The sequence below is a fragment of the Paraburkholderia largidicola genome, assembly GCF_013426895.1.
GTDB lineage: Bacteria > Pseudomonadota > Gammaproteobacteria > Burkholderiales > Burkholderiaceae > Paraburkholderia > Paraburkholderia largidicola.
In genome coordinates this window covers 626,759-648,491 of record NZ_AP023175.1, presented here as the reverse complement: position 1 = coordinate 648,491, position 21,733 = coordinate 626,759, and the positions used below count along the sequence as shown (strand labels likewise).

Annotated in this window: 11 protein-coding genes; 9 read left to right on the top strand and 2 right to left on the bottom strand. The window is 61.0% G+C overall.

The features are described from left to right. The first annotated feature begins 47 nt into the window (after nt 1-47). The 3 genes from PPGU16_RS19595 to PPGU16_RS19585 are packed head-to-tail and all read left to right on the top strand — an operon-like array spanning nt 48 to nt 4,668. The gene (locus PPGU16_RS19595; protein ID WP_180724442.1) at nt 48-1,289 is read left to right on the top strand and encodes a serine hydrolase domain-containing protein; all 1,242 of its coding nucleotides are present in this window, start codon (nt 48-50) and stop codon (nt 1,287-1,289) included. Between the two features lie 49 nt (nt 1,290-1,338). Continuing rightward, nucleotides 1,339-2,994 carry a D-alanyl-D-alanine carboxypeptidase/D-alanyl-D-alanine endopeptidase gene (gene dacB / locus PPGU16_RS19590; protein WP_180724441.1) on the top strand — a complete coding sequence of 552 codons (1,656 nt, stop codon included), beginning with the start codon at nt 1,339-1,341 and terminating at the stop codon, nt 2,992-2,994. A gap of 45 nt (nt 2,995-3,039) precedes the next feature. Then, nucleotides 3,040-4,668 (top strand): D-alanyl-D-alanine carboxypeptidase/D-alanyl-D-alanine-endopeptidase, encoded by a 1,629-nt coding sequence (locus tag PPGU16_RS19585; RefSeq protein ID WP_180724440.1) that lies wholly within the window; start codon nt 3,040-3,042, stop codon nt 4,666-4,668. A gap of 225 nt (nt 4,669-4,893) precedes the next feature. Here PPGU16_RS19585 and gcvA read toward each other — a convergent pair whose 3' ends face one another. Further along, nucleotides 4,894-5,793, bottom strand: coding sequence for a transcriptional regulator GcvA (gene gcvA / locus PPGU16_RS19580; protein WP_180724439.1), 900 nt, complete (start codon nt 5,791-5,793; stop codon nt 4,894-4,896). Between the two features lie 143 nt (nt 5,794-5,936). On the opposite strand from gcvA, the gene PPGU16_RS19575 reads away from it, so the two are divergent. Then, the gene (locus tag PPGU16_RS19575) at nt 5,937-7,232 is read left to right on the top strand and encodes an adenylosuccinate synthase (RefSeq protein ID WP_180724438.1); all 1,296 of its coding nucleotides are present in this window, start codon (nt 5,937-5,939) and stop codon (nt 7,230-7,232) included. 344 nt (nt 7,233-7,576) lie between these two features. On the opposite strand, the gene PPGU16_RS19570 is transcribed toward PPGU16_RS19575, so the two are convergent. Next, on the bottom strand, nt 7,577-9,850 hold the full coding sequence (locus PPGU16_RS19570) for a PA14 domain-containing protein (protein WP_243460635.1): 2,274 nt from the start codon (nt 9,848-9,850) through the stop codon (nt 7,577-7,579). Between the two features lie 863 nt (nt 9,851-10,713). On the opposite strand from PPGU16_RS19570, the gene PPGU16_RS19565 reads away from it, so the two are divergent. The 5 genes from PPGU16_RS19565 (at nt 10,714) to PPGU16_RS19545 (ending at nt 21,727) form a co-directional block, all read left to right on the top strand. After that, nucleotides 10,714-13,242 carry a type VI secretion system Vgr family protein gene (locus PPGU16_RS19565; protein ID WP_180724437.1) on the top strand — a complete coding sequence of 843 codons (2,529 nt, stop codon included), beginning with the start codon at nt 10,714-10,716 and terminating at the stop codon, nt 13,240-13,242. A 47-nt stretch (nt 13,243-13,289) separates the two neighbouring features. Next, nucleotides 13,290-16,175 carry a hypothetical protein gene (locus PPGU16_RS19560; protein ID WP_180724436.1) on the top strand — a complete coding sequence of 962 codons (2,886 nt, stop codon included), beginning with the start codon at nt 13,290-13,292 and terminating at the stop codon, nt 16,173-16,175. 20 nt (nt 16,176-16,195) lie between these two features. Then, nucleotides 16,196-17,227, top strand: a complete 1,032-nt coding sequence (locus PPGU16_RS19555) for a hypothetical protein (protein WP_180724435.1) — start codon at nt 16,196-16,198, stop codon at nt 17,225-17,227. A 517-nt stretch (nt 17,228-17,744) separates the two neighbouring features. Beyond that, nucleotides 17,745-19,463, top strand: coding sequence for a VRR-NUC domain-containing protein (locus PPGU16_RS19550; protein WP_180724434.1), 1,719 nt, complete (start codon nt 17,745-17,747; stop codon nt 19,461-19,463). Further along, nucleotides 19,460-21,727: an ATP-dependent DNA helicase gene (locus PPGU16_RS19545; RefSeq protein WP_180724433.1), complete on the top strand. Its 2,268-nt coding sequence runs from the start codon at nt 19,460-19,462 to the stop codon at nt 21,725-21,727. Before PPGU16_RS19550 ends, PPGU16_RS19545 begins: the two co-directional genes overlap by 4 nt. The last annotated feature ends 6 nt before the right edge of the window (nt 21,728-21,733 follow it).

Here is a 21,733-nt window from a genome sequence, read left to right as displayed (position 1 = left end):
GCCGCGAAAATCGGAAAGCATTGCGGTAAAGGTCGTAAGGAAAAACAATGGCTCTCTTCCGCCTGTTTTCGCAGTCGCGATCGGCGTTCGCGATTGGCGTGCGTGTATCTGCGTTGCTGATCGCGATGGGACTATCGGCTTGCGGCGGTTCATCGACGTCGAACGAGCCGGCCTATGTCACGGCATCCCGCGCCCAGATCAATCAGTTGCTTGGCACGACATTGACGCCCGGCGCGGTGGTGTACGTGCAATCACCGCAGGGCAACTGGCTCGAATCGTTCGGTACCGCGCAGCGCGGCACCAACACGCCGATTCCCGCGAACGCGTACTTTCGCGTGGGCAGCGTGACGAAAACGTGGACAGGTACGGTCATTCTGCAACTCGTGCAGGAGGGCAAGCTGAATCTGAGCGACCCTGTCAGCAAGTTTGTGCCGAACGTGCCCAACGGCGACGCGATCACGATCCAGCAACTGCTCGCGATGCGAAGCGGTCTTTACAACTACTCGCGCGATCTCGGCTTTAACCAGACGCTCGACGCGCAGCCGGGCAAGATCTGGACGACGGCCGAACTGCTGATCATTGCGTTCAGTCATCCGGTGGACTTCGATCCCGATACCTCCTTCGGTTATTCGAACACGAATACGGTGCTGCTCGGCATGATCATCGAGCAACTGACGGGCATGAGCGCCGCCGACGCCATCCAGACGCGGCTCTTCGCACCGCTGGGTCTGACGGGCACGTATCTGCCCGCACAGACCGATTCGTCGCTGCCCGCGCCGTCACCGCATAGCTATCTGTGGGGCACCAACGCCGAGACGGCCACGAATTCCGCACTGTCGCCCGCGCGCCAGGCGGCCGCGAAGGACGGCACGCTGCAGCCGACCGATGTCACGACCGCGAGCCCCTCCTGGGGCTGGACGGCGGGCTCCGGCATCTCGACCATCAAGGAACTGGCCGCGTTCGTGCAGCGCATGGTCGGCGGCGGCTATCTGAATGGCGACCTCCAGTCGAAACGCCTGTCCACCTGCACGGCGCTGACACCATCCGATCCAAACTCGCCAGCGTACTGCCTTGGTATCGCAAAGTTCGGCACGTTCTACGGACACAATGGCCAGATAAACGGTTTCAACACGTTCATGGTGTACGACCCGACCTCGAACACGACGGTCGTAACGTGGGCGACGACGGCGGACACGCCCGATGGCCGCGGGCCCGCCGACGCGATCGCGCGCATCGTGATCACCGAGCTGGGCAAGGCGGTGGAAATAGTGGACGAAGACCAGCCTTGAGCGGCGCCTTTCATTCGCAATCGACATAACCAGCGGGGAGACCTCTGCGATGAACGCGACATCCGATCGGAAGCACACAAGCTGGAGCATTGTCGTGGCGGCGTTGATGCTGGTTTCGTGCGGCGGCTCGGATCATCCGGATACGGCCGTTCCCAACGCGATCACACAGGTCATGCAAAAGCCCGCTTACGCGAACGCCACGTGGGCGATGCAGGTTGTCGATCTGGATACGGGCCGCGTGATCTACGATCTGAATTCGGGTTCGCAGGTGTTCATCGCTTCCGTGCGCAAGCTCTTTTCGACGGGCAACGCGCTCGACATCCTCGGCTCGCAGTACAAACACGTCACACCTGTCTACAAGCAGGGCACCGTCGACGCCAACGGCGTGCTCACTGGCAATCTGATCATGGTGGCGAGCGGCGATCTGACGATGGGCGGTCGCGCCAATGCGGACGGCACCATCGCACTCAGCGCGTTCGATCACAACGAAGCCGACGGTCTCGGCAACGCCGTGCTGACTGCGCCCGATCCGCTGGCAGGTTTCGATGCGCTTGCGGCACAGGTGGCCGCCGCAGGCATCAAGACCGTCAACGGCGATGTCGTGATCGACGATCGTCTCTTCGACGCGTTTCCCTTCCGCGAAGAAACGGGCTTCAATGTCACGCCGATGCTGGTCAACGACGACGCCGTCGATATTTCGTTCAGTTCGAGCGCGGACGGGGCCGTTCTTCCATTCACCTACCGGCCAGTCTCCGCAGCCTTCTCGGTGCAGTCGACCTTGAAAACGGACTCGACGACCACGGATTTCGCAGTCGAACTGACGCCCGATGCGACGCAAAACGAAGTGCCGCAATGCTTCGGCCAGTCGAACTGTTCCGGCGCGGTGTCAGGCACGGTGCCCACCGTCATGCAGCCTCCGCTGACCAACGCCTATCCGCTGATTCGCACGTTCCGCGTCAGTGCGCCGTCTATCTACGCGCGTACGGTGTTCATCGAGGCGCTGGCGCGCGTCGGCGTAACGGTTAGTGCGGCAGCCGTCGGCACGAACGACGAGCGTTCGCTGCCCGCGCAGGGCTCGTATTCGAGCGCGCAACAGGTGGCCCAGCTCACCTCCGCGCCGTATGCGCAGGACATCCGCTTCGTCAACAAGGTCAGCTACAACATCGGCGCGGACGTGACGCTGATGCTATATGGTCTCGCGAAGAACGGCTCGCGAACCATGGCCACGTCGCTGGCGACGGAACAGCAGGAACTGTCGACGACCTTCAAGATCACGCCGGACCAGTATCACTTTATCGATGGCAGCGGCGGCGGCGACACGACCGCGAAACCGACTGCCGTTATCACGTTGCTGCGCGGCATGCGCCTGATGCCCGACTACACGACGTACGTCGATTCGCTGCCTTTCCTCGGTGTGGATGGTTCGCTCACCACCGTCACCAACTTCGAAGCGGACCCGACGCTCGCGGGCGCGAAGGGCAAGGTGTACGCGAAGACGGGTACGTACGTCGGCCTGAGCACGACAACACCGGCTGTGCCGCTACTCAAGGCGCAGGCGCTTGCCGGGTATGTCGACGCGAAGAGCGGTCATCGACTGGCGTTCTTCCTGTCGGTGAACAACGTGGCATTCGAGGGTTTCGACACGGTGCTGAACGCGTTCCAGGACGAAGGCATGATTGCGGCGCAGATCTGGAAGTTGCAATGAATTCGAGGCCCGCTCCATTCGCCTGAATCTGTCGAAAGGAATGCCATGCGTGCATCGCTTGTAGTTCTTCTGGCATCGGTTGCGTGCTGTGTGCTCGTCGCGAGTTGCGGCAGCGGCGACGACGGCGATCCGATCGCGCAGATCATGAGCAAGCCGCGCTATACGAGCGCGAAATCGCAATGGTCGATGGTCGTGATGGACGCGAACACAGGACAGGTGCTCGACGCGCTCGATCCCGACATGCTCGTGCTGACGGCATCGGTACGCAAGCTGTATTCGGTGGCGACGGCGCTGAACGTGATCGGCGCGGATCATCGCTTCGTCACGCCGGTCTATCGCACCGGCACGGTCGACGGGTCGGGCATGCTGACGGGCAATCTGATCCTGCAGGCTTCCGGCGATCTGACATTCGGCGGACGGCAAAAACCCGACGGCAGCGTCGATTTCACCGATTTCGACCACAACGACGCGCGCGGCTTCGGCGGCGCGATTCTCACGCCCGAAGATCCGCTCACTGCGTTGAACGATCTGGCGCAACAGGTGAGAGCGTCGGGTATCACGGCCGTGGCTGGCGACGTGATCATCGACGACCGGCTATTCGACGCGTTTCGCGTGCCGAATGGCAACGTGCTGATCTCGCCCATCGTGATCAACGAGAACGTGATCGACGTGACGCTGACGCCGGGCGCAGCCGTCGGCGCGGCGGGCGTGCTCGACTGGCGGCCGCGCACCAGCGCGATGACGATGCAAGGCACGTCCGTGACGACGGCGGCGAACAGCACGAGTGACATCATGGTCTCCGGCGATGCGCTGAACGAGGCGCCGCTCTCGTGCCTCGCGGCGCCCGGCTGCAAGGGCACGCTGTCGAGCACGGAGAGTCTGGATGCACCCGCAACGATACCGCTCGGCTTCGTGTCGCCGCTCGTCGGCAATGGCCTCTACGTGAGCATTCTGCGCGTCGAGGATCCGCCTTCATTCGCGCGCACGGCGTTTATCGACGCACTGGCACGCGCGGGCGTCAGTGTGTCTGCGCCCGCAGTGCAGCCGAACCAGACGGCCGCCTTGCCGCCATCGCAGGACTATTCGGGCGCGACACAGGTTGCGAGCTATACCTCGATGTCGTACTCCGAATTCGCGAAGCTCGTGCTGAAGGTCAGTTTGAACACGGGTGCGAATCTGAGCTTGATGTACCAGGGGCTTGCGCAAGGCGTGCGCACTGTCGGCGATGCACTGGTCACTGAGCGCCGTTATCTGACGGGCACGCTCGGCCTCGACGGCGCGGGCTTCAACTTCCCCACCAACGGCAGCGGCACGCCCGATAGCCAGGCGACCGCTCGCACGACTGCCACGCTGCTGGCGGCAATGAGCCGCCTGCCCGTGTATCCCGTGTATCACGACGCGCTGTCAATTCTCGGCATCGACGGATCGCTCGCGGCTGTGGGCAAGAATGTCGCAGGCAAGGAACATATCTTCGTGAAGAGCGGCGCGACCATCGACAGCAACGGCCAGATGGTCGCGATGAACATGGCGGGCTACATCGACGCGAAAAGCGGCCGGCGGCTCGCTTATGCGCTGTTCGTCAATAATGCGGGGCCGCTGACTGCACTGTCGGACACACTCGACGTATTTGACGATGAAGCGATGATATTGGGGATTCTTTACGCGAGGTATTGAGGGTGCGCGTTGGCATTGTCCTGAGTGGAATCAGTGGCCGCTTGCCAAGGCTCCTGATGCCAGTTCATGCGCCCTGGCGACCTGTCAAACATCCGCCGCCTGTTCGATCGCCTGCCATCGGCCGCTATAAGTCGCTCTGCAGTCGTTGGTCCGCTGACTACTTCACATGACATTGATATCTACGTTGATGCGAAGATAGGGGCTGCAGTTGATTCTATTAACGATCTATACGTGACGTGAGAAACGACGCCCCAGATCGCGCAACCATGTCAGAAAGCTGTTAATCGCGGGGTCCTCGAGGCGAGCATTGGGGACGTAGCTGCAGTAGCGCCATGCTGGCAGGGCAGGGCTGTCGAACGGAAACATGAGACGGCCCTCTTCGACATCGAGCGCTACGAGCGCGGTCGGGCCCATCGCAATACCCAAACCATCAATGGCAGCCTGCAGCGTCAAATAGAAGTGATCCAGTTGCTGGGAATTGCGTGCGGCAAGCTGGGGGTTGCCGCACGCCGCAAACCATTCGGCCCAAAGCCCAGGATAAGTCGCCGTATGCAAGAGGGTGTGATGCGCCAGGTCTGCGATTTCGTGAATGGGATGGACATCCAGTACTTTGGGTGAACACACGGGCAGTCGGACTTCAGATAGAAATTCACTGACCACGTACCCTGCCGGCTTCTGCTCGCTGCCGCGAATCGCAACATCGCATTCTTCGCGTAGCCTTTCGATCGGTTCGTCCGAGGTCGTCAGTCTGACTTCCACAGCGGGATGGCTTAGCTGGAAGTTGGAGAGTTGCGGCAATAACCAACGCAACGCGAAAGTGGTCGGCGCATTGACCCTGATGATCTGCTGTCGCATGACACGCAGCTGCTCATTGGTGGCCAGCGCGATGCGGTCGAGCGCCGCCGATATCTCCGACAGGTAAGCGCGCCCCGGCGCGCTCAGCACGACCCTGCGGCCGCGGCGTTCAAACAGGTCGTGTCCAAGCCATCCTTCCAGCAGTCCGACCTGCCGGCTAACGGCCCCGTGCGTGACGCACAGTTCGTCCGCTGCGGCTGAAAAGCTCTCGAGCCGGGCGGCAACTTCGAATACGCGCAGGGCATTCAACGGCGGCAGACGGCGTGGCATACAGCAAATCTCTATGTGATTTTTTCTGACAGATCTGATGAGATTATATCGATTTTCATAGAAACGGTACCGCACTACAGTTGACTGGTTGGGCGCAGATCTGATCCGGATCTGTTTGATTAAGTCACCAGGAAAGCTACCGTATGTCAAACGTTGTCGTCGTTGGCGCGCAGTGGGGCGATGAGGGAAAGGGCAAGATCGTGGACTGGCTTGCCGAGGAGGCGGACATCGTCGTCCGCTACAACGGTGGGCACAACGCCGGTCATACGCTCGTCGTGAACGGGCAGACCTACAAGTTGGCGCTGCTTCCCAGCGGTATCGTGCGCGGAAAGCCGGGGCTGATCGGCAACGGCGTGGCGCTCGACCCGGAGGCGCTGCTTGCAGAGATCGACCGTATGGCCTCGCTAGGCATTCACGTTACGCCACAGATGCTGCAGATCGCCGAGACGGCCACACTCGTCCTGCCGGTCCATCGGGCAATCGACGCTGCCCAGGAACGTTTGCGTACCAGGCCGATCGGCACCACGCTACGCGGTATCGGTCCGGCATATGAAGACAAGGTTGGTCGCCGGGGCCTGCGCGTGTGCGACCTTGCTGAGCCGGAGTCGCTCGCCCAGAAACTGGATGCGCTGCTTGATTACCATAACGCGTGGTTCCGCGGCCTCGGTCTCGAACCTTTGCCGCGAGACCGCATGTTGAGCGATCTGCTGAAGATTGCGCCAAGAATCCTGCCCTACATGGGACGCGTCTGGGAACAGCTCGACAACGCCCGCGCATCTGGCAAGCGCACGGTATTCGAAGGGTCGCAAGCCGTGATGCTCGACGTCGACTGGGGCAGCTATCCCTATGTGACGTCGTCGAGCACCGTCGCCGCCAGCGCCGCCAGTGGTACCGGCATCGCTCCCTCGCATCTTGGGCGGATACTGGGCGTCAGCAAGGTCTACGCAACGCGTGTTGGTGAAGGTCCGTTCACGTCCGAAGTGGATGGAACACCCGGTGACCTGCTCAGGCAGCGCGGCGGGGAGTATGGAGTCAATACCGGCCGCCCGCGTCGCTGCGGGTGGCTGGACATTGTGCAACTGCGCCAGAGCAGCAAGGTCGCTGGCATCGACCTGCTGGCGCTCACCAAGCTGGATGTGCTCGACGGTTTCGATTCGATATACGTGTGCACGGGTTATGAGCTTGACGGGAACCACATCGACTACATGCCGTCCATCCAAGCTGAACAGCAGCGCCTGCGGCCGGTTCTCGTGCGCTTTGACGGTTGGGACGGTTCGACCCGGGGCATCCGGTCGTTTGATGCTCTGCCTCGCGAAGCCGCGGCGCTGATCGAAGTGATTCAGCAGGAAGTCGGCATTCCGGTTTCAATGGTCACCACTGGCCCTGAACGCGATGACGTGATTGTCTTGCGATCTCCGTTTGCGGACAGGGCGGCATAGCAATCCCGTTGACTCATGCCGACCCGGAGATCGTGAGTGGCCGTTATCGGGAAGGCTGAGGGACGGTTGCGAGTCGCGTCCCGAGGACTGTATTGGGCAGCAGTCCGGTCATGTCCGACCACACGCTAGTCATCCTGGCCGTCCGTTACAAGGCGACGCCCGTTCGCAAGCGCCTCAAACGTCCAGTCGCGACGCCGTTCCAGCCAGTCGAGTTCCTGCCGTAGTAGTAGCGACTTGTCCCACCGGGGAGGCAAACTTTTCATAGCAGTGAACCAGCTGCAGATAAGCAGGAAAACAGGCGTCGCTCCCGCGACGCCTGCTTCATGAGCGCTGCTAAAGCAAGCTCAGTTCGTCGCCACTAGCGGATTGGACGGCACGATCCGCACAGCAGCAGGACTTTGCACCAACGGATTCCACCACGAAAGATGCATGGCTGCCGCACCCGTGCCGTGCACGTATTCGACCTTGATCGACGTCGGCTGCTTCGCATTCAGCCACACGATGCCGCTCGTCGTCGAACGTGTCGAAGTCTTCTTGTTGATGACCTCGACGCCGTTGATCCACAGCCGCGCGACGTTGTCGCTGTTGATCGAGAATGTGTAGAGGCCTGACTGGGACGCCTCGATCGCACCCGTCCAGCGAATACCGTAGTTCGTCGCATTGACGCCCGCCGAGGCATCCGGCGAGTCGGTGCCGCGCTCCGTGTTCAGATCGAAATCGACGAGCGGTGTAACCGACGTCTTCACAGGCGCGCTGCTGAAGCTCGGATCGTTGTAGTACGCGACGTTCAGCACTGGCAGCTTCACATCGAATCCACCCGTCAGTGCCTGAACTTCCGACGTCTGCCACGGGTGACCATCGGGGTAGATGGTGCCCTGGAACGGCGTCGCCGGTTCGACTGTCGCGGGCGCGCCCGGCGTCTGGCCCCAGTGGAAGCGGGTGTTGGTGCGCCCGATCATCAGCTCCCAGATGATGAAGCCCGTGCTGCCGCCGTAGTTCGACACGATGCCCGGCATCGTCTGTCCCTCCGTGCCCGTGAAGCCCCGTTGCAGCGTCTCCGAGTTCAGCGCATTCACGTAGCTGCCGTTGACAGGACCCGTGTACGGATTGCCATACGGATGGAACGCGTAGAAGTCAGAGAAGTACGTGCCTTCGTCCTCCTGCACCTGCGGCGAATTGATCGGCTGCGTGGCGCCCGCATTCAGGATCGCGATGCGCGCATCGTTCATCAGCACCGCGCGCGTTTGCTGCAACGAACCGTTGCCGCTGCAACCCGGCTCGTTCATCGGTTCCCAGAAGAGGATGCGCGAGTCGTTACGGTGCGGCGCGACGAAGTCGGTGATGTAGTTCGCGAGGCTCGCCTTATACGTCACGGAAGCATTCGATGCCGTCGGCTGGAAGTACGCCTGTTCGATCGGCGTGCCCGGCGACTGCACCCACTGGCTGTTGTGCACGCCCCAGACGGGAGCCGGTTGCGGCCCGTATTGCGGCGTCGGATTCCAGCAGTCGTCGTAGAAGATCGGCGACACCTTGATGCCGTGGCGCGTGGCGATTTCCAGCAGGTTCTCGAACTTGCTCAGGAACGCGACCCGGTCGTTGGCCCACACGAGGTAGTGCAGATATACGGCGATCGTGTTGATGCCATAGGTCTGCGCATACGTGAGTTCGCGATTGACGACGGCGGGATCGTAGTTCTGCCAGAAGTCGATCGCGTTAACGGCTGTCGACGGCGTATAGACCATGCCGACCACTTTCGAGAAATCGAAGGTCGGCGACTTCACGGCCGGATAGGTCTTGATCGTGACGTTGCTGAACGTCGCGCCGACGCCGAAACGCCGCACGCCGAAGCTGCCGCTTGCGAACGCGGCGGGAAGCGCGTTGGTCGCGTCGTTCGCGGTGACCACGCGTTGCTGGTCGAGATCGACGGTGATGGCCGTGCCACTCGTCGTGACCTTCAGATGGTGCGTGCTGCCACCGACGATTGCGCTGTTCGGGTACTGGATGAACTGCGTCCAGTTGTTGTTCTCGCGGCCGACGACCAGCGTATGCGAGCCCGTGTCGAGGCCGATGAAGTAGCCCGTCAAACTATCCGGGCCGCCCGCCGTCGGATTGGTCGTGCGCACGATGAAGCCGGCGTTGGCCGGTCCCGCGCCGACGGGATTGCCGACTGTGACGTCCGCTTCGTAGGATGCCGTCGCATACGTGCTGCCGAGCGCGACGGCCTTGTCGCCCGCACCCGTACCGTTGGTGGCGGGCGCCGGAATCGTGATGCTCGAAGACGTCGGCCCCGGCGCCCACCCTTGCGTGGAGCCCGCCGCGAGATAGCTCGTGAAGTCGCCGAAGCTGAGCGTGGTGGTGGTGAGCGCGACAGGTGGCGAGGGTGGCGTGTAAGGCGGAAGGTTCTTGTCCGGATCGTTGATGACGACGGCCGGCGTGGTGGTTCGCATGCCGAGCGGCGTAGAGCCCGCCAGCCTGAATTCGCTTTGTACGGCCGCCGATGCTGAATTCGCGGCGGACGTCTGCGCGTCCGCTACCGCTGTTGGGTTGGGTGTATCGCTGTTGCCGCCGCACGCGGCCAGCATCACCGCGCTTGCCGAAAGCACGAAGAAGTTGCGCACCTGTCTCTCCTGAAATCCCCGGGTTTATAAAAGGTCAAAAATTATTATTAATTTATCGCGCATAGTTACGTCTCACCTATGTGCGGTGATCCAATTACCGGGAAACGGAAGCGGTGAAACAAGGGAATCGATACGACGAAATTAATAATATTATTAGTCATCGACTCCTGTATCGGGAGTTTCCCTGACTCGTGGGGAATGGTGAGGATTGCCCGGAATGTCAATCGGGCGAGGGGGAGGGACTGCCGAAGGTAAAAACGCGCGGAAAGCCGGGCGCTTTTTAGCGGATGAGGGCGCGATTGGTCGAATCTGAACGATCGATTTGCCACCGAAAGTAGCCATTGAGGGTGCGCGTGTCGAACGTCCCTTGTAGATCGATGACGGCCCGAAGGGGATCGATCTCTGGCGAGCACCTTATGCAATCAGCAACGGACCGTGATCGGCCAATAGGAGCCATTCGGCGCGATGACCTGAATCGCTGACAATACCTCCATTCGTCTTTACCGAAGGAAGTCTCGCGATGTTCGACGAAGCGGTTCTGTCAGCGTCGCGCCGAGCTACCGGTTGTATCCCGTCATGACCGAGTCGCAGCAGATCGATTCGGCTACGAGCGCTTACGGTGTGCGGGCGGCTTGATTCGCCGCAATGCATCCGTTAGCCGCCGACCCTACGCGAAAGCACCCGGTATGCATTACCGGATATACGAATCATAAGTAGAATTTTCGCGTCATTTAAAATGCCCGACGCATATTTAACCTTTCTCGATTCCAAACTAATGATTTTTTAAAATCTGGCCAATGGTTTATTCGTTTTATTCTTGTAGAATCGCGCGGGCTAAATAGTAACGGATAAAAAGAGGGGTTATGGGGGCGCAGGACGTTATCGCAGCCATCACAGGTCGTCTTGCACAGGGCGACCGGCTGCTGAAACTGGATACACTGCTCGGCAGCGATGTACTCGTGCCGCAACGAGTGGTCGGCAACTCGCGCGTCGGGCGACACTTCGAGTTCACGCTGGACGTCGTTTCGATGTCGTCGAACATCGAACTCAAGAAACTGATCGCGCAGCCCGTTACGCTCTGGATCCAGCAGTCCGATAAGTCCTATTTGCCGCATAACGGCTTTGTCCATACCGCACGCCGGCTCGGTTCGGATAGCACGCTAACGAGCTATCAGATCGGCTTTGCGTCGTGGATGCACTTCCTCAAGTTCAGGCGCGATCAGCGTATCTGGCAGGACGTGAGCGTCGAAGAAATCGTCAGTGATGTTTTCAATGCTCATCCTCAGGCTCAAGGACGATTCCAGTTTGCACTCTCCCGGCAGTTGCCTACGCGTTCGTATTGCCGGCAGGACGAATACGACTGGAACTTCGTGCATCGATTGCTGGAATCGGAAGGTCTTTATGGTTTCTGGCAGCAGGCAGAGGACGGCAAGTCACATACGCTGGTGATCGCCGACAATCTGTCGTCATTCAAGCCCACGTCGCCGAAAACGGTGAGCTTCTACCGTGCTGGAGCGAACAGCGAGACGGATGCGCTCACGCAATGGTCGGGCACGCGCACGTTGCAAAGCGCGCTGCTGACGACGCGTACGTTCGACTATAAAAACCCCGCCGGTATCTATAACCCGAAGGGCACCAGCACGCCGACGATGCCGTCACAGGGCGCATTGCCGGCGCAGGCAGAGGTGTACGAATATACCGGTGCTTATACCTACGGCGAGCAGGATCGCGGCGATCAGCTTTCGCGCATCCGTATGGAAGAGTGGGAGTCGCGAGCGAAGCGCTTCCATGGTGTCGGCGGTATGCGCGGTATCGATGCCGGACAGCGCTTCACATTGAGCGGCCATCCCGATCACGATCGCGATGCGGCCGATCAGCGGGAATTCGCCGTGATTGAAACCGTCTGGACAATCGGGAACAATCTGCCTGTCAGCAACGATGCGCCCGTCTTTCCGCATAGCCTTCAGGCAACTGTGGCGGCATTGCGCGCGCGACATGAAGGTGCATCTGCGCCGAGCACGCTGATCGGAGAGGGAGCGGAAGGCTTCTATCGCGTCGATATCGAGGCGCAGCGGACAACCGTTCCTTATCGGAGTCCATTCGAGCACGCGAAGCCGGATGTGCAACTCGAATCGGCGATAGTCGTCGGCCCGCAGAACGAAGAGGTCTATACCGACGAACTGAATCGCATCAAGGTGCGCTTCATCTGGGACCGGCTCAATAGCGGTGATGAACGGGCGTCGTGCTGGTTGCGCGTCGTGCAGTCGGATTCAGGCGGCGGTTATGGCGGTGTGCATCTGCCTCGCGTGGGGGAAGAAGTACTCGTCGATTACGTCGATGGTGATTGTGATCGGCCGATTGTGGTTGCGCGTGTTTATAACGGTGCTATTAAACCGCAGTGGCATTCGAATGGTTTGCTGTCTGGGTATCGGTCGAAGGAGTTCGGAGGTAGTGGATACAACCAGATGGTGATGGATGATGCGACTGGGCAGAACCGCCTTCAGCTTTATAGCAGCAGCGCGAATTCATATTTGCATATGGGTTATCTGATTGCGCAGAACGGGAATGAAAGAGGCGGCTACCTGGGCAGCGGTTTTGATCTGAACTCGGATGCGTATGGCGCGATCCGGGCAGGCCAGGGCATTTACGTCAGCACGCACGCGAAGAGCGCTCCAAGTCAGCAACTCGACGTAAGTGAAGCACACACGCAGATCACCAACGCGCAGAGCGTACTGGATGCGCTCTCGCAAGCGAGCGAGACCCATCAGGCCGAATCGTTTTTAGACGGCCAGAACGCCCTGAAGGATTTCGCAAAGGCAACGCTATCGAGCGCAACGGGCGCGAGTGCGAGCGGCGGCAACACGGCTGGCGGTGGCACGGGTAGCGCAAATGCGTTCAGCGAGCCCGTCATGCTGATGGCCAGCCCCGCGGGCATCGCGTTGTCGACGCAGCAATCGACGCATTTTGCAGCCAACGAACAGATCAATCTGGTTGCCGGTCAAAGTGTTCATGTGGCAACGGGTAAGTCGCTGATAGCGAGCGTCGCGCAAAAGCTCAGCCTCTTCGCGCAAAATGCGGGCATGAAACTGTTCGCGGGCAAAGGCAAGGTCGAGATTCAGGCGCACGACGACAACATCGAAGTGACTGCGCAAAAGTCCGTCAAACTCATCTCGGCGACACAGACGATCGAAGGCGTGGCGAAACAGGAGATCCTGCTGACTTCGGGTGGCGCATACATCCGGCTGAAAGACGGCAACATCGAGATTCACGCACCCGGCGCGATCGATGTGAAGGGCGCTCAGCACGGCTTCAACGGGCCCGTCCGGCTTGACGAGAAGTTCCCGTCGTGGACTAACAGCGAGCCGAAGCGGTCAGTAGACTTTTCGGGGTGACGACGATGGGGCGTCCCGTAAAAAACGAACTGAATAAAGGATAGCTAGTGGCGCAGCAACAGGACAAGCCGTCGCAAGTCGAGAATTGGGCGTATCCGTTTTCATTGAAGAACCCCGGTGCGCAGCCCGCTCCCGAAGAGTATCTGAGCGCGCTCAGTGCATCGGAAGATGGCTTTTATCCACTCGGTGCGAACGGGCTCTGGCACGGTGGCATCCATTTCGGAAAAGGCACAGCTGGCAGGTTCGACCAGGACGCCGGCGTCAAGTGTATTGCGGACGGTGAAGTCGTCGCGTTTCGCCTCAATTCGAAGATGCAGGAACTCGCATATCCGGAAAGTCTCAAGGCTGGATACTCGAGCGGATTCACGCTGGTGCGGCATCGGCTCGTATTGCCAAAGCCGCCCGCGCCATCCACGCCGTCCGCACCACCCGCACAGCCGGCGGCGAATACGCCAAACGCCGCGCCTGCGCAGAACACGAGCACACCTGCCGAAGACGTTTTGACGTTTTTCAGCCTTTATATGCACACGCTGCCGCTCGATGGTTACGGAACGTCGAAGGCACTGCCCGCCTACTACGGTGCGACCGATATCTACACGGTGGGGAACAAGGCAAACGATCCTCGCAAGAACGCGGCTGGTTCCGAGGATCACAGCCAGTCCGGCCTGCGCGTGCGGGCGTCGCATACGGCGGGTAGCGCAGCGACAGGTTGGCTTGCGCGCGATACGAAGATCAAGGTCGGCCAGAAGCACGGCTCATGGGGCAAGATCGCGAGTTTTGTGTCGGGTACGGTTCAGTCGTATCAGGACGGCGCCGCCTTGCCAGCGGATGCCGCGACAGGATGGGTTTTTCTGGGCGAGCTGGACAAGCAAAGCCAGCCGTCTGCGGTGGATCAGATCCATGTCCTGCCGAAGCCTCATGCGATCGCCGCAGGCGAGACGATTGCGCTTATTGGTGAGTATCAGCGGCTCGTGGAAGCGCGGGCGCATCATAGCTTGCCGCCCAAGCAGGGTGAACGACCGCTGCTTCATGTCGAGGTCTTCACGGGCGACGACATCAACGCTTTCATTTCGCGCAGCCGCGCACGGGCGCAGCAACTCGATCCGAAATCGCGCAATCTCTTGCTGATTTCGAAAGGCGCAAAGCTGGTGCAGCCGTCTTCTCCCAGTTCATCGATCCCGCACGGAGCATCCGTCAAGGACGCCCCGGGCTCGCCAGCGAGCGGTCCCTGGCGGAAGGTCTTGCAGGTAACCGCAAACGGACAGCCGATCAATAATCAGGCGCTCTGGATTGCACGTTCTGATCCGCAAGGCAATCAGGATCGCCCGGCGTGGAGCCAGTTTCCCTTGACCCTTCAAGCGACGGGCGGGGCGGCGGCAGCCTGGACGCGTGTGGTGAGTACCGCATCGGCGCGACGTTGCGTCGATGCTGACAACAAGACGTGGTACGCAGTGAGCATCGCCGACGAGAACAATGCCGAAGTCAACGGTTGGGTCTGCGATCACGGGCATCCTCTCGTTGAGCTGAAAAGTCCCTGGGATTGGCCGGGGTTCGACGTGCTGACTCTGCAGACGTCGGTTTCCGATATGTTCACGCGAGCACTTTATATTGCAGACAGTGGCACGCCGGATGAGATCGCGCAATTCGAGAGTTCATTTGCCAATGCGCGCTCCGACGAAACTATTCGCAAACTCGAAGACGCAATCGACGCTCTAGGGCAACGCGATGGCAAGATCACTGCGCACGAATTGCAGATGGCGCTCGGCAATCCCTGGCTCGCGGATCGGATCGATCATCTGATCGTGCGATACGAGAGTGAATGGGGCGGGGAGATGAGCAAGTGGGATGCGCTCGATTCGCATATGCATGCAGGGTTGCCTGTATGGCAGGCGGAGAAGACGCGGATTGATGTGCTGCGATTTTGGGCTGGGATCAGCGGTGTGACCGGATGGCCGACGAGCGCGAACGTTTGCCACGTGCATCCTCTTGGTCTTGTGGGGAATTTCTTTAATCCCGACGCTTGTGCTTGCGGCTGCTGCATGTCTGTCACCGGAACACGATACAAGGCAGATGCACACACCTATTGGTACGGCCCGCAGCATACGGGTACGATTTCGTTAGGTGCGTGCGCTGCGTTGACCACGATGCGTGCTAGTGGGAAATTGAGCGAGACCGAGGACAAGATTCTCCGTGCGATGTCTCAGAATGAAGGCAAGGTGGACACGGTCCAGGCGATCGACAAAGCAATTATCAGCGCAGGGGCGATGCAAAAGACTATCCGTGGCGCGCAGAGTCGGGGCGAGTTAGCCACTCAGATCGCTGCTTTTCGCGACGCGTATCCGGCCGAGTATGAACAGTATTTTTCCGGTTGCGGCTGGACCGTCACCGGTTCAGGTAGCGATGCTTCGCTCGGGTATTCGCATTCGACATTTACGAATGGCACCCGGATCGTTGGCGACGATCTCTACACCGCGCTGCGGCGCGATTGTTCGCTTGCAACTTTCGGCAAACCAGTAAAGTGCCCACCTGTTGCGTCGATGGCGCATGCTGTATCGTCGCCGCAGTATCAGGAACTGCAGGTCAAGGACTTCATCGATCGCCTCAATCACGCGATTGGCAAGAGTCTCAGTGGCTATTCCTATCAGATCAAGGACTATCTTCAATCGCCGCTTGGCCGCGCGACCGTCCTGGATCAGGACGTGAATGCGCCGGGTGCGACGGCAAACAGCATGAAAGCTTCGCTGGATCGATTTTTCCAGAACAATCCGCATGTGTCTCGCAATCCCAATGAGTGGGGGGCGAACAGGCGTGCTTACGAAACCAGCATTTTGCAGGACTATGGCCCATCACGCTTCATGGCGCAGGTCAACGGACAGTCAGTCGCACCGGGGCGATATGATCATCTGGTTCAGGCGCTGGGAATGCCAAACTGAAAAACGCGACTTCTGAATTCATGAAAGCTAATACTCCACCGTATCGAACCCGCTCTCCTCGCATACAGGCTGTACGTATCGGCGCGGCCATTGCTGCGATTTTGGTGCTAACCGGCGGTACAGTCGAATTGGCTGTCGCCGCTGCTCCGCCGTCCACACTCCGTTTCGGATTGCCGGGCGGAGGCTCAATTCTGTATGGCAAGGCCACGAACCCTCAAGCCCCGTTATCCCAGCGTGCATGGCAGGAGGCCATATTCTATTTCCCGAACGGCACGACATTCAGCGTATTGCCAAAAGCTGGTGAATCGATCTCGCCCGGTGCGGTAATGGAGCCTCCGAATGACAGCAATATCTCGCCGTCCGGCCAATATGTCGTTATTGGACGAATCGAGTCGGGATCAGTTTCGTCGAAGCCCGGGCAAGCGGAGTCCAATGCGAGCCGGGAATACTGTTCCGCCATCGAGATTCGCACGGGGTGCATTACAGCTGATCAAACTGGTGAGATATGCGGAGCGGGCTGGCAGACGGGCCAATCCGCTCAGTGGGGAACCGACGACCAGACGAACCTGATGTTGAAGGACGACCGTCCATCGGCCAGCAGACTGATGCGGTTTATCGGCGCTGGCCAACCACCGAGGTCACTCACTAGCAACGATTCGGGCGCCGACAATCTCCTTCGTTGCGACCCACCGTCAGCGGCCAATCGTGGAGTGTACCAGGGGATTGCGGCCGCTTTGCATGCCGCAGGTGCGCAAAACGATGCGCGACTGATTGACGACGCGCTTGCAAAGGCGGGCATTGGCACAACCGGTAAATCGGTTTCGTCCACCGAAGCAACGGGTCATCTCGTGGCGACCATATCGGTGCAAAGAGCGACACTTTATAACGCCCCGGATGATGCCAGCGCGGGACGCGCCTATCTGGTCAAAAACGATAGAGTATCGGTATTGAAGCAGTCGCCGTCCGGTTGGGCCTATGTGGACTACGGCAACGCTTCTGGCAAGCATCTGCTTCGTTGGATCAAATCCGATCAACTGACGATCGAGCCGTAAAGTGCTCTGCAATCTGAGCGAGATATACGACACGACTCGTATTGCTAGCGTCCGAATCGCAGACATGCAGGCAAACATGTCGCGCACCGATTCGGCCCGATATGGGATCAAAACGCTATTCAAGCGTCCGCCGATTGAGTGTCCGCTGTCGAGCAATCTCATTGTCCGCTCCGGGTCGATAACGGCCCGAAGGGATCGATCTCTGGCGAGCACCCTATGCAATCAGCATCGAACCGTGGTCGGCCAGTTTCAGCCTCTCGTCTTTGTGCATAAGACGTTCGAACGTCTCCCTCGCGAGAAAATCGGCCTCTCAGATTGCTCTTTAGGCAAAGCCGAAGCGGGGGATACCGCAAGGCGCGACCACCCATCCGGGCAGTCTCACTCATTCGGTAAATTCAGTCTCGCGGATAGCGCCCCAGTCTCGCTAATTCGGTTTCCCTGCAGGTTTCCGGGTTCGCAGACCGTGGGTTTTGCTATCATGGCTGTATAAATATACAGCCCTCCGTGTCCGATAGCCGTGCCGACCGACGCTCCCGATCCGTTCTATTACCTGTCGAATTTCGAGCGCGCGCTCGCGTGGATCGCGAGCCGTTACGACGATCTGCTCGACGACAGCGAGCGAACCTTTCTCGACACATTTCTACGCGACGACGCGCGCCTGCCGAAAGCATCGCGCGCGCTGCTCGTGCGCATGCTGATGCGCAAAGGCACGCTGTTTCGCACGGGGCGGCTCGCGTATGCGGAAATCGGTTGTCCCGTGCAGGCGGCGGCGCCGCTGGCCGCGCTCGGCTGGGTCAATGCGGACGCGGGCATGTCGCTCGACGAACTGTTTGCGTGCGCGACGCGCCCCGAACTTCAACGCATGTTCGCCGCGGCGTCTTCGCTCAAGGGCCTGCGCAAGGCCGAATGGCTCGAAGCGCTGCGCGTCGCAGACCCCGCGCACGCGCTGCAAAAGCGTTTTCGCGAATGGGATGCAGCGGCTGAGGAAGCCGCGTTGCGCGTGCTCGTCGCGCCGCTGTGCGAGCGCTTCCGGCTGATGTTCTTCGGCAATCTGCATCAGGACTGGTCCGAGTTCGTGCTCGCCGATCTCGGCGTGTATCAGTACGAGCGCGTGGCGTTCGCGCCGTCGTCGCGGGCGTTCCAGCAGCGCGGCGACGTCGACTGCTATCTGGCGCTGCACGCGTGCCGCGAAGCGCTGGAGTTGACGGGTGATGAATCACTCGACCCGCTGCTCGAAGCCGTCGATGCAATCGATACCCAGCACAACCCATGGCTCGCATTGCGCCGCGCGAAGCTGCTGTATGCGATCGGCTATCAGGCCGAACGCCGGCGCGACTGGGAGGCTGCCTTGCGCATCTACGAGCGCTGCACATGGCCCGGCGCGCGGCACAGGCGCATGCGCGTGCTGGAGCGCGACAGCCGCGATGAAGCCGCGCTCGCGCTGGCGTTGCAGGCGGCCGCCGCTCCCGAGAGCGAAGAGGAGCAGCAGCGCGTGGCGCGCATGCTGCCGCGCCTGCAACGGCGGCTCGGCGTTGCCGCGCAAAAGCCTGCCGGCGTGCGCGCGGCGCAGCGCGGCATGCTCGAATTGCCGCGTCCATTGGAACCCGTCGCCGTCGAATACGCGGTGCGCGATCATCTGTCGACGGATGACGCGCCCGTGCATTACGTCGAAAACGCGCTAATCAATTCGCTGTTCGGTCTGCTGTGCTGGGAGCCTGTTTTCGAGGCCGTGCCGGGCGCGTTCTTCCACCCGTTTCAGCGCGGCCCCGCCGATCTGCACGCGCCCGACTTCCGCGCGCGCCGCGCCGCGCAGTTCGATGCCTGCTTCGCGCAACTGGACGGCGGCACGTACCGCGAGACGATCCTGCGTCATTTCGAAACCAAAGCTGGCTTGCAGTCGCCGTTCGTGTTCTGGGGCATGCTCACGCCCGAGTTGCTGACGCTTGCGCTCGATTGCCTGCCCGCTGCACATCTGAAGCTGTGGTTCGAACGGCTGCTGCTGGATATTCGCGCGAACCGCTCGGGACTGCCCGATCTGATCCGCTTCTGGCCGCGCGAGCGGCGCTATGAGCTGATCGAAGTGAAAGGGCCGGGCGATCGCCTGCAGGACAATCAGATCCGCTGGCTCGCGTACTGCGTGCAGCACGATATGCCCGTGCGCGTGCTCGATATCCGCTGGACCGAAAGCGCTGACGAAACGCTCGCCATCAGCGCGGCGGACACGGAGGCGGCATGACGTACATCGTCGCCGTGCGCACGCTCTGCGAATTCACCGCGCGGCGCGGCGATCTCGATCTGCGCTTCACGCCCGCGCCGTCGGCGCTCGAAGGCATCGCCGGCCATCAGGCCGTGACGGCACGCCGTGCGTCCGGCTATGAAGCGGAGATCACGCTGACGGGTACGCATGGCGGTCTCACGGTGCGCGGTCGCGCCGATGGTTACGATCCCGCGCTGAACCGGCTCGAAGAAATCAAGACGCACCGCGGCGATCTTGAACGAATGCCTGCGAATCATCGTGCACTGCATTGGGCGCAGGCGCTGGTGTATGGGCATCTGCTGTGCGAGGCGCGCGCGCTCGACGAATTGACGGTCGCCCTGGTGTACTTCGATATCGCCGACCAGAAGGAAACCGTGCTGACGGAACAGCACACGGCCGCGTCGCTGCGCGCGTTCTTCGAGGATCAATGCGAGCGCTTCATCGCGTGGGCGGCGCGTGAAGAGGCGCATCGCGAGGCGCGCAACGCCGCATTGAATGCGCTGCGTTTCCCGTACGGCGAGTTTCGCAGCGGTCAGCGTGAACTGTCCGTGGCCGTGTTTCGCGCGGCGCGCGACGGGCACTGTCTGATGGCGCAGGCGCCAACGGGCATCGGCAAGACGCTCGGCACGATCTTTCCGCTGCTGAAGGCGTGCGGTGCGGATCATCTGGACCGTGTGTTCTTCCTGACGGCAAAAACGCCGGGCCGCGCGCTCGCCCTCGAAGCCGTCGAATCCCTGCATCGCGGTGAAACCACGCTGCCGTTGCGCACGCTCGAACTCGTCGCGCGCGACAAAGCCTGCGAGCATCCCGACAACTCGTGCGACGGCGAATCCTGTCCGCTCGCGCGCGGCTTCTACGACCGCCTGCCCGCCGCGCGCGACACGGCGTTGCAGGCGCGCACGCTCGACCGCGCAGCCGTGCGCGAAGCGGCGCTCGCGCATGGCATCTGTCCGTACTATCTCGCGCAGGAAATGGCGCGCTGGTGCGACATCGTGATCGGCGACTACAACTATTACTTCGACAGCAGCGCGATGCTTTACGCGCTTACGCAGCTGAATGGCTGGCGCGTCGCCGTGCTCGCCGACGAAGCGCACAATCTGCCCGACCGCGCGCGCCGCATGTACAGCGCGACACTCGATCAGCACGCGTTTCGCGGCGCGCGCCATACTGCGCCCACCGCACTGAAAAAGCCATTCGATCGCCTGAGCCGCGAATGGAATGCGTTGAACCGCGAGCGGGATGCTGCGTATGACGTGCTTCCCGAAGTACCGCCAAAGCTGCAATCGGCTTTGCAAAACCTGATCGCCTCCATTGGCGATCAGCTTGCAGAAACCCCGCAATCCGTCGATGAAAATGCGCTGCGTTTCTATTTCGACGCGCTGCATTTCATGTCGCTCGTCGAGCAGTTCGGCGATCATTCCATAGTCGACGTAACGCTTGAAGCCCAGCAAGGCGCAGCCCGCGCGAAACCTGCCACACAGATCTGCGTGCGCAACGTGATTCCGGCGCCGTTCCTCAAGCCGCGCTATGCCGCCGCGCGCGCGACGATCGTGTTCTCCGGCACGCTCAGCCCGCAGCACTTCTATCGCGACATGCTCGGTCTGCCCGACGAGACTGGCTGGCTCGACGTCGAAGGGCCGTTCAGGGCCGAGCAACTGGATGTGCATGTCGCGCATCATGTGTCGACGCGCTGGCGCGACCGCGAGCGTTCGCTCGAACCGATCGTCGATCTGATCGCGCAGCAGTACGCCGCGCGTCCGGGCAACTACCTCGGCTTTCTGAGCAGCTTCGACTACTTGCAGCGCGTCGCCGGATCGATGCGCGAGCGGCATCCGCACGTGCCCATCTGGACGCAGGAGCCGCGCATGGACGAGACCGCGCGCGACGCGTTCCTCGCGCGCTTCACGACGAGCGGCGCGGGTGTCGGTTTCGCGGTGCTGGGCGGCGCGTTTTCGGAAGGCATCGATCTGGTCGGCGAGCGGCTGGTCGGCGCGTTCATCGCGACGCTCGGCTTGCCGCAGATGAACGACGTCAACGAGCAGATGCGCCGCACCTTCGATGCGCAGTTCGGCAACGGCTACGACTATGCGTATCTGTATCCGGGCATGCAGAAGGTCGTGCAGGCGGCGGGGCGGGTGATTCGCACCGAGCAGGATGCGGGCGTCGTGCATCTGATCGACGACCGGTATCGGCGCGCGGATGTGAAGCGCTTGTTGCCGCGCTGGTGGAAGGTCGTGACATAGCAACAA